Genomic DNA, 14018 nt, shown 5'->3' with positions numbered 1-14018 from the left:
GCGCACTTAAGCCGTTGTAGGCGCCGCTTTTTCGTCCACGCTTGCCGTCAGTTCGTCAATGCGGTCCAAGGCATCGCTTAGCCGCTCTACGGTCTCCCACAGATGAGGATGTTTTTCCCGAACCTGCTCCAGGTCAGCGCCAGCAGAAGTGAGCGAGGAGAGGTCGAAACTGACGTTGGTGCGGGCACCTGCGATCGCCGCCCTGAGCGCTCCGAAGGCCACCACAACGTCCGCTATGAGCGCAGGGTTCCCATGGGCGGCAAGCCAGCCCAGGTCGTCAATGGCCTCGATCGCCCGCTGGCCCAGCACGGCAGAGGCCTTCGCCGCATCGACGGATGCCCGGTGAATCGCGTCTTCCCGTTCCGGGCCCGGGGACAGCCGAAAGGCGGCACCGAATGCTTTGGAGGCCTCGGCATCCTCGTCGGCCAACTGAAGCGCTGTTTCGCGCATCGCCCGCGCCCGTCCGTGGAGGCCCGCCAACTCAGCATGGCCGCCCTCCGTGTACCCCGCCACCATCGAGGTCAGGGACGCGGCAATTGCCAGCATCACTCCTGTCCCGGCACCACCGCCAGGAGAGCCCGTGGACTCGGCAAGGGCCCGGGTCCAGTCCTCAACAGTGGATCCCCGCGTGGTGACTGACTCCGAATTATTCATGGCACCCAGTGTGCCCGTGATTCCCAAACCGCGCAGGTTTTCGTGTGGATAGACTGGCCAAACCTAGGCGTCGAACGAAAAGGGCAGACTCATGACCATTGACCTCGAAGAGCTCTACAAGGACCTGCATTCGCACCCGGAACTGTCATTCCAGGAAACCCGAACTGCCGGGATCGCGGCCGGTCATCTCGAAGACCTTGGCTTCACGGTTCATCGGAACGTGGGGAAAACCGGTGTGGTGGGCGTCCTCGACAACGGGCCGGGACCGGTGGTCATGCTCCGTGCAGACATGGATGCCCTGCCGGTCAAGGAAGCCACAGGCCTGGACTACGCAAGCACGGCAGTAGGGGTCGATCATGAAGGCCAGGATATGCCCGTCATGCATGCCTGTGGACACGACGTCCATGTCACATGCCTGGTGGGAGCAGTGGAAACCCTGGCCACCCAACGGAACGAATGGCAGGGCACCCTGATCGCAGTGTTCCAGCCTGCCGAGGAATGGGGTGGCGGTGCGGAAACCATGGTCGCGGACGGCCTCTATGACCGTGTTCCCAAGCCCGACGTCGTCCTGGGCCAGCACGTAGCACCGTTCCCGGCCGGGTGGTTTGGCATCCGGCCCGGCGTCACCATGGCGTCCGCGGATTCCCTCAGCATTACCCTGCATGGCCGGGGCGGTCACGGTTCGCGCCCCGAAACCACGGTGGACCCAGTCCTGATGGCGGCGGCCGCTACCGTGCGTTTGCAGGGCATCGTTTCCCGGGAACTCGCAGCCAGTGACTCAGCAGTTGTCACTGTCGGGCAAATCCACTCCGGCACCAAGAACAACATCATCCCTGAAACAGCATCTTTGGGGCTCAGCGTCCGGTCCTTCGACAACGCCACGCGGGAGAAGATTCTGGGTTCCATCGAACGGATCGTCAAGAGCGAAGCAACAGCCTCGGGGGCACCCAAGGAACCAGACTTCCACTACGAGGAACACTTCCCGCTGACCGTCAATGACGAATCGGCGGTGGACCGGCTTTCGGCGTCGTTCCGGGCAAAGTTTGGGGACAGCAAGATCATGGACCCCGGCCCTGTCTCCGGGAGCGAAGACGTTGGAGCCTTGGCGAAGGCCGCCGACGCGCCCTTGGTCTTCTGGTTCCTGGGCGGCGCTGACCCTGCGCTTTTCAAGGAGTGGGCAACCACCGGCAGGCTCCCCGATATTCCGTCCAACCACTCCCCCTACTTCGCACCGGTTATCCAGCCGACGTTGACGCATGGCTCGGAAGCCCTGGTGACGGCAGCCAGGGAATTCCTCGGGGGCACATCCACGAACTAGCCGCGGACGTCCAGCAACAGCGGCCTGTCCGAACCCGCCCCCGACGGCACGGCGTCGATGGCACCCAACTGGGTGCCGGCGTCGTGCTTGACGCGGTTGAGGATGGCGACCGCCTCTGATTGGGCGTCCAGGACCCGTCGGGCGCGCTCGGCCAACGAGGCAGGCAACGGTCCGGCGTTCACAGGCGGCGCCCACTGCGGGACAGCTCCTCCGGACACGGCCAGGGCTATGTCGCGTTCAAAACCGTCCAGCACGGCGGACCAGGTCTCATGCGACACCGAGCGCCCTGCCGCTCGCAACAGCAACGTCGGGTGTGTCAGCCGACAACTGCGCCGCTGCCTCATGCCAGCCCTGGCGCAGCGGTTCGAGAAGCTCAACGCATTCCTTGGTTCGCTCCACATCGCGGTAGATATTGGCGCCAATCAGGGCTTCCATGGCGTAGTCGTAAATGCTCGCCAGCGATGCCGCGCCGTCCCAAGCATCGGTCCGCAGCGTCGAGCGCAATTCGGCAACGATGGCCTGGGCGTGCAGCAGGTTCTCCCGTGCCACATCCCAGTTGCTGCCCTCCTGCGCCAGCTGGGCACGCTTGAGGTCCAGTAGGAGCCGGTCATACAGCATGGTCAGCAGCCGTGCCGGCGGTGCAGACAGGACAGCGTCATCGTTGTACCGGGAGAGCTGCTGCGCGCGGAGGGCACTGTAGGTCATGGCTTATTCTCCTGTGGACTGTTTCGAGAGGCTGGAAATTTGGCCCGACAGCCAGGCCGACTGTGACTGGAGCCCACCCAGCATCACTTCCATGTTGGTGTACACGGCCTGCAGGGTGGCGCGGCGGGTAATCAGTCGCTGGTCCCAGTCGGCGATCCTGTTGCCCAGGTCCCGGACCTCCGATTCGCGGCCCTTGATCAGGCCGGAAACGGACCCGTTGTACGGATCCGCTGCAGCCTTGGCCGCATCCGCAACCCGGATGGCAAGCCCTTGCACGGCGGCTTGGGCTGCCGCCGGGTCCGCTGCGAGGGCCTTGGAGAACTTCTCCGCGTCGAACGTGAAGTCGCCTGCCTTGGTGATGTTGATTCCGTACTCGGCGGGCGACTTTCCGTTGATAGGCCTGGACAGCGCGGCGAGGACTTGGTCGTTGACGGCGCGCACGGTGCTGTTGCCAGTGAAGATGCCAGCCTTGGGCACGGTGGCGCCTTTGGCATCGGTGGTTTTGGACACTGCCGTGTAGATGGCAATGAAACCCAGGACATCGTTGACGGATTTGACCAGGTCTTCGGCCTTTTTGGTGATCCCGGGGACGTCGCTCGCCACCGTGATGGTCACGGGGCCGGTGGTCACCGCCGTGGCGGTGACGGAGACGCCGGGAAGGACGTCGGCAAAAGTGTTGGTGCCGGACGTCAGCACCTGGGCGGCCGGGGTGCCTGCATACAGTGTCGCTTTCGCGTCCTGGGCGGACCTCACGACGGCGGCGCCCGGGTTCGCCATCAGGTCCACCGCTGTGCCTGCGGTGACTTGGGCCGCGGTTCCCTGGTAGGCGGTGAAGGCACCGGCCGCACCGGATGCGGTTGCGGTCAGTTGCAGGCGGTACGTGCCGTTGCCGGCAGGAACTTTGACGGCTTGGGCGCCGCCGAATGCGGCGTTGATGGCGATGACTACATCATCCAGGGAAGTGCTCGCCGGGGCGATTTCGGTCTTCTTACCCTTGGAGTCCACAATCGTGAGCCGGGCCGGGGCGCCACCACCATCGGTAGGCCACGTGGTCATGGCTGCAGTGACGTTGACCTGGGTCTGGGCCAACTGCGTGATGGTGAGGTCGATCGATCCGGCGGCGGCCGTCGTCGTGGTCTTAGCCGTGACGGACGGCGAACTGCTGGAGGCTGTGAACAGATTGAGGGCCCCCGCGGCGGCGTTGCCGGAGGCCAACTCCTTCAGCGCTGTGAGCTTGGTGTTGAAGGACTGGAGCGTGGAGATGATGGTCTGGTTGGATGCCAGCTTGGTCTTGAGCTGGGTCTGCGGCAGGGCCTCGACGGACATCAACGAATTGATGATCGCTGTGGTGTTCAGGCCGCTGGCGAGGCCGTCGATGGCAGTTGCCACGGGTGTCCCTTCCGGAAGACGTGTATCAAAGTGCTCAACGACGGCCGGCCGGTTTTATGGGGCCAGGCCGGCCGTCGTCGATTAATGCGGTCAGTCAACTCATGCGGCTATTGCTGTGAAGGCCTAGCGCAGGAGGGACAGAACGCCCTGGCCGGACTGGTTTGCCTGGGCCAGCATTGCCGTACCTGCCTGGGACAGGATGTTGGCTTTGGTGTACTTGACCATTTCGGCTGCCATGTCCGTGTCAGCGATGCGGGACTGTGCTGCCTGCAGGTTTTCACCGGAGACGTTCAGCGTCTTGATCGCGTGGTCCAGACGGTTCTGGTTTGCACCGAGGTCCGAACGCTGGGCGGAGACCGTGGTGATCGCAGCGTCGATAGCCGTGATGGTGGTCTGGGCTGCGGCGTTGGTGCTGACGTCGAAGCCAGTTGCACCCGTTGCCGAGGACAGCGTGCCCGCTGCCGTTGCGACGTCGCCGAGGGTTACGGCAATGGTGTCGTTGGCCGTACCAGCGGTGCCAACCTGGATGTTCTTCGAGCCACCCTTGAGAAGGTCGATGCCGTTGAAGTTGGTGGACTGCGTGATGCGGTCCAGCTCCTTACCCAGCGAATCGGCTTCGTCCTTGATGGCATCGCGTGCAGCCGTGTTGTTGGTGTCCGATGCACCCTGGACTGCAAGGTCGCGCATGCGCTGCAGTACCGAGTGAACCTCGCCGAGGGCACCTTCAGTGGTCTGGATGAGGCTGATGCCGTCCTGGGCGTTACGTGCGGCAACCGCGGAGCCGCTGACCTGGGACTTGAGGCCTTCCGAAATGGCAAGGCCGGCTGCGTCATCTGCAGCACGGTTGATGCGCAGGCCGCTGGAAAGCTTCTCCATCGACTTGGACAGGGTGTCCTGCGTGGCGTTCAGGTTGCGGTAAGCGTTGTTCGCCATCAGGTTGTTGTTGATCTGCATGCCCATGAAAATTTCCTCCGTGATGTGGACTTACTGTGCGGCAGCCCATCCGTGGGCCGTCACACCCCACTATCGACGGCCCTTTCCCTACCGGTAAGTAGAAATCACAAGGAAAAGAATCAGCGTTTGGCGGGCCTTGCGGCCTAACGACGGATCCCTGGCGGCCGATAGCTATTGGGGAGTTGGCGGGAGTATCGCCATCCCATCCCGCACCCTTACCGACCTGAACTGGAGTTGACCCACGTGGCCATCCATGAACTGTCAGCCCTGCTGTGGCGCGAGCGCGAACTCCTGGATCTCCTGACCTTCAAGCTCGAGGAAGAGCAACTGTTGTTGACTACAGGAAAGTCCCGCTGGCTGCCGCATGGCACCCGGGAAGTGGAGCAGGTCCTGGACCGAGTCTCCAAGGCAGGACTTGCGCGTACCGTGGAAATCGCGGCCGTGGCCGGGCAATGGGGCATTTCCCCTGACTGCTCGCTGGCTGAACTTGCCGCAGCGGCACCTGATCCTGCCTGGGCCGAGGTCCTTTCGTCCCACTTGTCGGCAATGCGCCAGCAGACTGTGGCCATCAAGGAACTTCGGGACGCCAACGAGCAATTCCTGCGCGCGGCCGTCCGGTCCACACAGGAAACACTGGCAGATCTGAAACCCGCAGCCGGCACGTACGACTCCCATGGCCGGACCGGGGAAACCTCGTCCTCCCACCTCGTCGACCGGCAATTCTGACCAAGCGGTTGGACCAGCAAAGGACATTCACGTGAGCACTTTCGGCGGACTCAACACGGCATACCGTGGCCTCACCGCAGCGCAGCAGGCCATCAACCTGGCCGGGCAGAACATCGCCAATGCCACCACGCCCGGTTATACCCGGCAACGGCTGGAGCAGTCGGCCATTGGCGCGCCCCGGCCCGTTGGTCTCAACCCGACCACGGGCCAGGCCGGCCAGGGCGTCTCCATCGACGGGATCGCCCGGCTGGGCAGCAGCTTCCTGGACGCCGGTGTCCGCAACACCGCGGCCCAGTCCGGCTTCGCCGGGATCCGGTCCACGGAATTGCAGCGGCTTGAGGATGCGCTGCAGGAGCCAGGCCCGCATGGAATTTCGACGGCGCTGCAAACCTTTTGGGCGTCGTGGCAGGGAGTTTCCAACCACCCGGGCGAGTCCGCTCCGGCGTCGGTCTTGTTGGAAGCCGCAGCGACGCTCAGCGCAACGGTGTCCGCAGGCTACAAGGCACTTGATGCGCAGTGGACCCGTGTCCGCGGCGAAGCGTCGGCCACGGTCGATGAGCTCAACGCCGTTGCCGGCCGCGTGGCCGAACTCAACGCAACCATTCGCTCGGTTCTGGCTTCCGGTGGTTCCGCCAACGAACTCATCGATGCCCGGAACCAGATGACAGAATCCATTGCCGCGCTGGCTGGCGGCACGGTCCGCGAATATTCCGACGGCACCGCTGACGTGCTCATCGGAGGCAACGCACTGGTCTCGGGGACCTCGCACCGGGAAGTGAAGCTGGCGGGCCAAACCTCCATGAGCGCGGCCGGGCAGCCGGTTCAGCTGGAGTGGGCGGACCGCCCAGGCGTCCCAGTAAACCTCGACGGCGGACAGCTCGCCGGAGCGGTGTCGCTCCTGGCCCCTGCAGCCGCCGGAAGCAAGGGAGCAGGAACCGGCGGCGCCATCGCCGAAGCAGCCGCCGCCTACAACGCGTTCGCCACGCAACTGATGAACGACGTCAATGCCGTCCACCGCACCGGTCAGTCCTCCAGTGGAGCCGGCAACCTGGACTTCTTCACCAGTACGCCCGGAGTTCCCGTAGCACTTTCCCTCCGGGTAGTTCCCACCAGCGCCGCCGGAATCGCGACCGGAGCCGCTGGTTCCGGCTCTTTGGATGGCAGTATTGCCGACGCCGTAGCCCAGATCGGCTCCCGCCCGGGCTCCCCTGACACGTTGTGGGGCGGGGTGGTGGCCGGCATTGGCATGGCCTCGAGGTCTGCGCAGCAGCACTCTCAGCTGTCCGACGCGGCGAGTGTTTCCGCCGTCGGACAGCGGTCCTCCGGCGCCTCCGTCAGCCTGGACGAAGAAAACGTGGCCCTGCTCGCCAGCCAGCACGCCTATCAGGCAGCGGCCCGCGTGATGACGGCCATTGACGAGACCCTGGATGTCCTGATTAACCGCACCGGATTGGTGGGAAGGTAAGCCGTGCTCAATCGTGTCACCAACCAGATGATGTCCGCCTCCGCGCAGCGGAACCTGCAGTCGGCCCAGTCCCGGCTCGCCGAACTGCAGGAACGGGCCATGACGTTGAAGAACATCAGCCGCCCATCGGACAATCCCGCTGGCGCGGCCCAGGCCATCGCCATGCGTGCCCAACTGAGTGCGGCCGCGCAATACGGCACCAACATCAGCGACGGCAACGGCTGGCTCGCCGCCGCGGACACCGCACTGGGGCAGTCCACCAACATCCTCAACCGCGTGCGGGACCTGGTGGTCCAGGCCTCCAACGGAACCCTCAACAGCACCGCAAAGGAAGCGATCGCCGTCGAGATCGAAGGCCTGGGCAAGGACCTCCTCACGCAGGCCAACACGCAGTACCTGGGGCGCAATGTCTTTGCCGGAAGTTCGGACACAGTAGGCGCTTTCACCAACACCACTCCCCCGTCCTTTGTTGGAACCGGCGGCAGTTCCGTGGAACGTCGCGTCGACCCGGCACGGACCGTCCGCGTGGATTCCGACGGCGGAGCCATCTTTGGCGACGGCGCCGGCTCCGTTTTCGCGCTGGTGAGTGACGTCGTCGCGGATATCCGTTCCGGGGCCGATCCCAACGGACGGCTGGCCGCTCTTGGCGAGCGCATCAAGGCCGTGATCGATGGCAGATCCGATGTGGGCATGCGGCAAACGCGCCTAGGCCAGGCCCAGGACTCCTTGGAAGGGATGAAGGCTACGCTGGAAACTCAAAGAGCCCGCGTCGAAGACACGGACTTGGGAAAGGCGGTTATGGATTTGAAATTGCAGGAAACCAACTATCAGGTGGCGCTTGCCGTGACGGCCAAGGTGCTGCAGCCCACGCTCATGGATTTCCTCCGATGAGCACGGCGCTGGCTTTCGACACCTTGGTCTTTGCCTCACCCATGCCTGGACTGGAGTCGGCGGAGGGGTTCTCCCTGCGCGAAGTCCCCGGCGCCCAGGGTCTGTACGCCCTGGAAGTTTCCGAGCCGCGAGTGCGGATGTTCGTGGCCGACGCCGCTGTTTACGCACCCGACTATGCTCCGGGTATCCCCGCGGCGGCATTGGAGGCGCTTGGCCTTGCCTCTGTTTCAGAGCTGACGGTGTTGGTGGTGGTCAACCCGACGCCGGAGAAGACCACGGTAAATCTCATGGCGCCCATTCTGCTGAATCCGGTGGACGGCTCCTGCCTCCAAGTGATCCTGGACGGCGCCAAGTATCCTCTCCGCGCCGAGCTGGCGCGCTAAGCACACGCAAGGCGCTGCGGGTGCAGCGCCTTTCGTGTGTGCGGGTCCAGTCCGGTGTCTGCCTAGACTTTCTCGCGGATGCGGTCGATCTTCGGTTCGGAAACCTCAAATTCCCTGCGACGGCGGGCCAGGAAGGTCCACAGCGTTCCTTCGGTCCGTGGACGGCTCTCAGCCGGGGCTTCTTCCTTTTTTGCATCAGACGTGTACATCTCGGGCTTGCGCGCGGAGTCCTTCTTCGTGCGCCGCTCGAAGTCGTCGTAGTACGCGTAACACATACCCAACCTCCTTCAACGGCTGTCCTTTAATGGTCCTCTCGTCAACGCGACAAGTCGACTGTTTTTTGATCAGTTGTAACGGCGGTTGCCCAACCAGCTCACCATGGCCGGGTCGCGATGGTCGAAGAAGAGGCTGGCGCCGACTTCGCGCTGGATCAGCCAGCGAAGCAGGTCCACCGACCATTCATCCTGACAGCATCGACAACCGCGCGGCGTCCACTGCCAGTCTGGTCTCTTCGGCGATGAGGTCGGCATTGATCACGGCCCCAGCCATATTCCCCGAAGCCGCGGAGGCCATCACCTGGCCCATAAGATCGGTGACGTTTCCCGCAGCATAGACACCTGGCACCGAGGTCGCCCCACCCTGCGGATTCACTTCAACGTGGGTCCCCACTCCAATAGGATGCTGCACTGAGGGGACGCCCAGGGATTCCAGCACGGCAGACCGGGCCTCCAGACGGGTTCCGGTCACCACGGCTTCCACCGGAACCACTGTGCCCGAAGCCAGGACAACGCCGCTCAAGGCGTCATCGGTTACTTCCAGCGACCGCACTTTGCCGTCCACCACGGTGATGGAACGGGCACGCAATTGCTCCCATTCTTCTTCCGTCGGCTCCACGACGTCGTTGAGGAACAGCGTAATGTTGGGGCTCCATTGACGGAACAGCAGCGTCTGGTGCAACGCCATCGGCACTGACCCCAGAATTCCAATAGCCTTGTTCCGCACCTCCCAGCCGTGGCAATAGGGACAGTGGAGAACGTCGCGTCCCCAACGTTCCCGGATGCCCTCAATGTCGGGCAAGACGTCCGTCAAACCGGTGGTGACGAGCAGCCGGCGGGCACCCACCGTCCGGCCGTCGGCCAAGTCGAGCTCGAACGCAAGCTCCGCACCTGCGGTGGGGTCCGCCGTCGAACGTGCCGCGACGACTGTTCCGGCCACCACCTCGGCCCCGTACTGGCTCGCCTCCGCGCGTCCAAGTGCCAGTAGTTCCCGGGGGTTGATCCCGTCCCTGGACAGGAAGCCGTGCACGCCCGCGGCGGGTGCATTCCGTGGCTCGCCGCCGTCGACAACGAGGACTGACCGAAGAGCCCTCCCCAACGTGACCGCCGCACTTAACCCAGCCGCGCCACCACCGACGACAACGACGTCGTATTGTTCGGCTTGTCCGGCCATTTGGCTCTTGCTTGGTTCTTCACTCACTGTGCCTCCACGGGTTCCAGGCGGCTTTGTGCCGCTTCTTCCATGGTTCGGCACCACCAGCAGGATCAGCAAGGAAATTTGCCGTTATGGCAAACTGAAGGCATGACGACCGATTTCAGCACCATGCTCGACGCCGTCGGTCCGCGCCTGCGCGCCATGCGGACCCAACGCAACGTGACCCTCGCCGAGGCCTCGGAAGCTACAGGCATTTCCGTCAGCACGCTCTCACGATTGGAGTCAGGCCAGCGCAAACCCACGCTGGAACTTCTCCTCCCCATAGCGCGGCTGCATCAGGTTCCCCTCGAAGAATTGATTGATGCTCCGCAAACGGGTGATCCACGCGTCCACCTCAAGCCGCACGTCCACGAATGGGGCACAGCCCTTCCGCTCACAAAGCGACCCGGCGGAATCCAGGCGTTCAAAATGGTTTTGAAGAGCGGCACAGGCAAGGAGATTCCCCAACCGCAATCCCACGAGGGCTACGACTGGATGTACATCCTCAATGGCAAACTACGGCTGGTACTCGGCGAGAACGACCTCGTCCTCAAGCCGGGCGAGGTAGCGGAATTCGATACGCGCACTCCGCACTGGTTTGCGAGTGCCACCACGGAGCCGGTGGAACTGCTGACACTCTTCGGCCAGCAGGGCGAGCGGCTTCACGTCAGGGCGCGGCCCCAGCGATGAGATTGTTGACACTGAGCCCTAGGAGGCCAGCCATTCACGGGCGTTCCGGCGGGAACCTCCTGGCTCAACACCGAGCTCGGGCCGATTAATCTCCGCCCACACCTCGTCGAGGGAAAGGCCAAGGACCTCGGCGATCGCGGCGACAGTGGGAAAGGCCGGCGTCGCCACGCGGCCGGACTCGATCTTCCGGAGTGTTTCCGGCGAGACACGGGCGTCGAGGGCTGTCTCCAACATCGAGCGCTCACCCCGCGCGCGTCGCAAGAGAGCACCGAGACGCTGTCCACGCTCGGCCTCTGCGGGTGTTAGCGGCAACCTGACCATGGCTCCAATTCTAATACCGGGATAATATGGCCGGGATAGTTATTGGTCACATGAGAGAAAGTTGCCGCATGATCGAGATCCTTAGCCCTGCCGAACTGCTCCGCGCAAAGGAGGCGGGCGCCCTGGTCGCCAACATTTTGCACACCCTGAAGAGCCGTTGCGCAGTTGGGACAAACCTCCTGGACATCGACCAGTGGGCCAAGGCCATGATCCTTGAAGCGGGAGCCGTGTCTTGTTACGTCGACTACGCTCCTTCCTTTGGGCGAGGGCCCTTTGGCCACTACATCTGCACCGGCGTCAACGATGCCGTCCTGCACGGCCTACCCCGGGACTACAGCCTTGCCGACGGCGACCTGCTGACCCTCGACCTCGCCGTCTCCCTTCGCGGCGTTGCTGCAGACTCGGCCATCAGCTTCATCGTGGGTCAATCACAGCCCCCGGAAAGCGTCGCGATGATTGACGCAACCGAACGGGCCCTGCGTGCCGGTATCGCGGCTGCCCGCCCCGGCGCCCGCATCGGCGACCTCTCGTACGCCATCGGTTCAGTCCTCGGCGAGGCCGGCTACCCCATCAACACAGAGTTCGGTGGCCATGGCATCGGATCGACCATGCACCAGGATCCGCACGTGCCCAACATGGGACGGCCCGGCCGCGGATACAAACTCCGCCCCGGCTTGCTGCTGGCTTTGGAACCCTGGGTTATGGCGGACACTGCGCAGCTGGTCACTGACGCGGATGGCTGGACCCTCCGAAGCGTCACTGGCTGCCGCACCGCCCACAGCGAGCACACGATTGCCATCACCAAGGACGGAGCCGAAATCCTCACGCTGCCGACACTCCCCTAGGCAGCTGACTGGATTGGTCCCGGCATGCCCGCCATGGTGGGCTGACGCCGATTAGTAGGCACCCCGACAAGAGAGCGCTCCAGGCGTGGGTTCTGGGACCTAAAAACGGGCAAGGTTCTGCCGCTTTTGCCGGGCTAAGTCTGGCACGGCCCGATCCGTATCTTCGGACGAAGCATCAATCACGGCACGGCCATCGCCTGCGGAGCGATCCCTCCCCGGCAAAGGTGGGGCCTGGGAACGGTAGGCATGCCCCGTGGGCGTGCGGAGTTCTAATGTGTGGACGCCCCCGTTGATCGGGCTCGCGGTCCAGCCGGGGTTTTCCTTGGTGTGGTTGCAGGCTTCGCAAAGTCCAGCCCCGTTGGTCACTGTAGTAGTACCGCCTGAGTGCCACGGAACGATGTGGTCGATGTGGCGGACGGGCGCGTCGCAGTAAGGGGTGCGGCAGGTGTCGTCGCGGGTTTCGATGAAGCGTCTAAGCCGCGGCGGGAAGATCCTCGCTTTGGAGTCCATGCTCAGGAGCTCGCCGGTGGCCGGCGCGGTGTAAAGCCGGCGAAGCCACACCGTAAACTCGCGATCCTGCTCCGGCGGGACTTCCTTGCTCGGCGGGACTTCTATGCCCGACAGCCTCCCCGCGACCTCCTGTCTCGGCGGCCCAGACCGTGCGGCCCGCGAGTTTTGGTCCGGCCAGGACCCGAAGCCCGGCCGCAGGCCCTGCTGCTGCCAGAACTCGGGACCGGCCTTCGGCTTGTGTCCTGATCGCGCTGACCTTCCTGCACCGACCAGGGTTCTGGCCCATTCTGAGGGGACGATTCCGTAGCCCTTGAGGCGGGCTGGTTCACTGTCGCCCTGAAAGAGCGTCCGGTCGGTCATGACGAGCTGCAGATCTACCCCCGCGACGCCGCCGGGCGTGCCGGTGACGCGTTCGACGAGGGTATCCGCCATGACCTGGCCACGGCCACGGGCATCCCCAGTGGAACGGGCCGAATCAGCAGCCCGGGTCAAGGCCGCGTAGGCAGCCACGCCTTGGGCGACCGGAAGCAGGGCCGTCAGATACGTCATGGTGTCCGGCGCCGGACGCAGGCTCACGGTCCGCTCGGTCGCGGCATGACTGGCACGCTGGGCCACCGAGCGAGGATCACGCCGGTACGCCGCAGCCTTGGCCGCCGCGATGATCGCCCGATCACCCTTCCCCTCGAAAGTGCCGGTGTCGGGGGCGAGTTCCTCGTCCACCGCACACCGGTCCTCCGCGGACAAGCATGCCGTCTCCTTCACGAGCAGGGTCGCCCGCCACTCATTGAGCTGACCTGACTCCAACGCGGCCAACGTACGCGGCATCTCCGTCACCAACGCCCTCGCCAACCCCAAGAGCCGGGAGCCCCGGTTCGGGGACTCCCGCCGCGCCAACGCCACCTGCGCACCCACACCCCTGCCTCGTTCGGACGAAGGAACACCGGCCTCGGCTTGTTCGTGACGTTGCGCCAGATCAAAAGCCACGGCAATCCGCGCCTGCAAACCAACGATGGCCGACTTCATCGCCTCCAGCGCCCGCAGTTGATCGATCAGATCACCGCTGATAGGACCGGAGGGACCGGACTCGTCAACAACTGGACCCGTCAGCCGAGCAGCACGCCCGGAATCGACCGCCATTGTGCCCGGAAAAGAGGCAGGAACTGGCGCAGGAACAAGCGCAGCAGAGACTACTGCCCCCGCTTGCGGTTCCCGAATCTGCTCCATGTCCATACTCTCCCAGAGGGCACAGACATTATTAGCGGCCTCACCATGGCCCCCTGCACACACCCCTGCGCACCCCAGCCAACGCCGCCCCCGCACCAGTCATAAACGAATGGCATTCTGGACCCTTCTTGCGCTCAAGCGTGACTCCCGCCATACTAAATGAACGCTATTCATTTAGTGATTGTCGTCTCACGGAGTACTTGCCACCATGATTGAACACCCCACTCGGCGCCGCGCCAGCACAGGCCCAACCCGAGGCAGTCTTCGCTTGAGCGCTTGGCGCCTGCCGTCGCAGACGACGTCATCGCCTGCAGTTTCAACGACCCCATGGACGGGAACGCCCTCCGCATTCCCTCCGATTCCTACCCCGGACGCCGCGCGGTCAGTGTTGACGCCCGGGAACTCTTCCCCCGGGGCGGCGGCATCCACTGCATCACGCAGCAACAGCCTTCGGCCATCTAGAAAGGGCCTCT

General features: G+C 64.2%; 16 protein-coding genes and 1 pseudogene. 8 read left to right on the top strand and 9 right to left on the bottom strand.

The features are described 5' to 3' along the window. Window positions 1-6: 6 nt before the first annotated feature. Complete coding sequence (locus AYX22_RS05355; protein ID WP_207596507.1) at window positions 7-654, bottom strand: cyclodeaminase/cyclohydrolase family protein; 648 nt, start codon at window positions 652-654, stop codon at window positions 7-9. Between the two features lie 91 nt (window positions 655-745). On the opposite strand from AYX22_RS05355, the gene AYX22_RS05350 reads away from it, so the two are divergent. Continuing rightward, on the top strand, window positions 746-1972 hold the full coding sequence (locus tag AYX22_RS05350; RefSeq protein WP_207596506.1) for an amidohydrolase: 1227 nt from the start codon (window positions 746-748) through the stop codon (window positions 1970-1972). On the opposite strand, the gene AYX22_RS05345 is transcribed toward AYX22_RS05350, so the two are convergent. From AYX22_RS05345 to AYX22_RS05330, 4 genes are all read right to left on the bottom strand, one after another. After that, complete coding sequence (locus AYX22_RS05345; RefSeq protein ID WP_207596504.1) at window positions 1969-2250, bottom strand: hypothetical protein; 282 nt, start codon at window positions 2248-2250, stop codon at window positions 1969-1971. The genes AYX22_RS05350 and AYX22_RS05345 overlap by 4 nt on opposite strands. After that, entirely contained in the window at window positions 2240-2677 is a 438-nt protein-coding gene (gene fliS / locus AYX22_RS05340) for a flagellar export chaperone FliS (protein WP_207596502.1), read from the bottom strand. The genes AYX22_RS05345 and fliS overlap by 11 nt, the downstream gene beginning before the upstream one ends. A 3-nt stretch (window positions 2678-2680) precedes the next feature. Then, entirely contained in the window at window positions 2681-4066 is a 1386-nt protein-coding gene (fliD, locus tag AYX22_RS05335) for a flagellar filament capping protein FliD (protein ID WP_207596501.1), read from the bottom strand. Window positions 4067-4189: 123 nt separating this feature from the next. Then, window positions 4190-5026, bottom strand: a complete 837-nt coding sequence (locus tag AYX22_RS05330) for a flagellin (protein WP_278251948.1) — start codon at window positions 5024-5026, stop codon at window positions 4190-4192. 237 nt (window positions 5027-5263) lie between these two features. On the opposite strand from AYX22_RS05330, the gene AYX22_RS05325 reads away from it, so the two are divergent. From AYX22_RS05325 to AYX22_RS05310, 4 genes are read left to right on the top strand one after another with little or no spacing between them, the layout of a single operon-like run. Beyond that, window positions 5264-5746: a flagellar protein FlgN gene (locus tag AYX22_RS05325; protein WP_207596500.1), complete on the top strand. Its 483-nt coding sequence runs from the start codon at window positions 5264-5266 to the stop codon at window positions 5744-5746. 31 nt (window positions 5747-5777) lie between these two features. Beyond that, entirely contained in the window at window positions 5778-7211 is a 1434-nt protein-coding gene (gene flgK / locus AYX22_RS05320) for a flagellar hook-associated protein FlgK (RefSeq protein ID WP_207596499.1), read from the top strand. Between the two features lie 3 nt (window positions 7212-7214). Then, on the top strand, window positions 7215-8102 hold the full coding sequence (flgL, locus tag AYX22_RS05315; protein ID WP_207596498.1) for a flagellar hook-associated protein FlgL: 888 nt from the start codon (window positions 7215-7217) through the stop codon (window positions 8100-8102). Then, complete coding sequence (locus AYX22_RS05310; RefSeq protein ID WP_207596497.1) at window positions 8099-8485, top strand: flagellar assembly protein FliW; 387 nt, start codon at window positions 8099-8101, stop codon at window positions 8483-8485. Before flgL ends, AYX22_RS05310 begins: the two co-directional genes overlap by 4 nt. Before the next feature lie 62 nt (window positions 8486-8547). On the opposite strand, the gene AYX22_RS05305 is transcribed toward AYX22_RS05310, so the two are convergent. Together AYX22_RS05305 and AYX22_RS05300 are read right to left on the bottom strand one after the other, a co-directional pair. Continuing rightward, window positions 8548-8760 (bottom strand): hypothetical protein, encoded by a 213-nt coding sequence (locus AYX22_RS05305; protein ID WP_207596496.1) that lies wholly within the window; start codon window positions 8758-8760, stop codon window positions 8548-8550. A 184-nt stretch (window positions 8761-8944) separates the two neighbouring features. Continuing rightward, the gene (locus AYX22_RS05300; protein WP_207597485.1) at window positions 8945-9934 is read right to left on the bottom strand and encodes an NAD(P)/FAD-dependent oxidoreductase; all 990 of its coding nucleotides are present in this window, start codon (window positions 9932-9934) and stop codon (window positions 8945-8947) included. A gap of 129 nt (window positions 9935-10063) precedes the next feature. On the opposite strand from AYX22_RS05300, the gene AYX22_RS05295 reads away from it, so the two are divergent. Beyond that, a complete protein-coding gene (locus AYX22_RS05295) occupies window positions 10064-10645 on the top strand; it encodes an XRE family transcriptional regulator (protein WP_207596494.1) in 582 nt (193 codons plus the stop codon). An 18-nt stretch (window positions 10646-10663) separates the two neighbouring features. Here AYX22_RS05295 and AYX22_RS05290 read toward each other — a convergent pair whose 3' ends face one another. Further along, window positions 10664-10966 carry a helix-turn-helix transcriptional regulator gene (locus AYX22_RS05290; RefSeq protein ID WP_207596492.1) on the bottom strand — a complete coding sequence of 101 codons (303 nt, stop codon included), beginning with the start codon at window positions 10964-10966 and terminating at the stop codon, window positions 10664-10666. 68 nt (window positions 10967-11034) lie between these two features. Between AYX22_RS05290 and map the strand changes: the two genes are divergently transcribed. Further along, the gene (map, locus tag AYX22_RS05285; RefSeq protein ID WP_207596490.1) at window positions 11035-11811 is read left to right on the top strand and encodes a type I methionyl aminopeptidase; all 777 of its coding nucleotides are present in this window, start codon (window positions 11035-11037) and stop codon (window positions 11809-11811) included. A 99-nt stretch (window positions 11812-11910) separates the two neighbouring features. On the opposite strand, the gene AYX22_RS05280 is transcribed toward map, so the two are convergent. Further along, the gene (locus AYX22_RS05280) at window positions 11911-13545 is read right to left on the bottom strand and encodes an HNH endonuclease signature motif containing protein (protein WP_242703536.1); all 1635 of its coding nucleotides are present in this window, start codon (window positions 13543-13545) and stop codon (window positions 11911-11913) included. A 300-nt stretch (window positions 13546-13845) separates the two neighbouring features. Between AYX22_RS05280 and AYX22_RS05275 the strand changes: the two are divergent. Next, a pseudogene (locus tag AYX22_RS05275) lies at window positions 13846-14007 on the top strand (agmatine deiminase family protein); the annotation flags it as partial. Between the last annotated feature and the right edge of the window lie 11 nt (window positions 14008-14018).

It is taken from the genome of Arthrobacter sp. D5-1, from assembly GCF_017357425.1.
Taxonomy (GTDB): Bacteria; Actinomycetota; Actinomycetes; order Actinomycetales; family Micrococcaceae; genus Arthrobacter.
The sequence above is the reverse complement of the archived record's forward strand: the minus strand, read 5'-3'. Positions and strand labels throughout refer to the sequence as shown.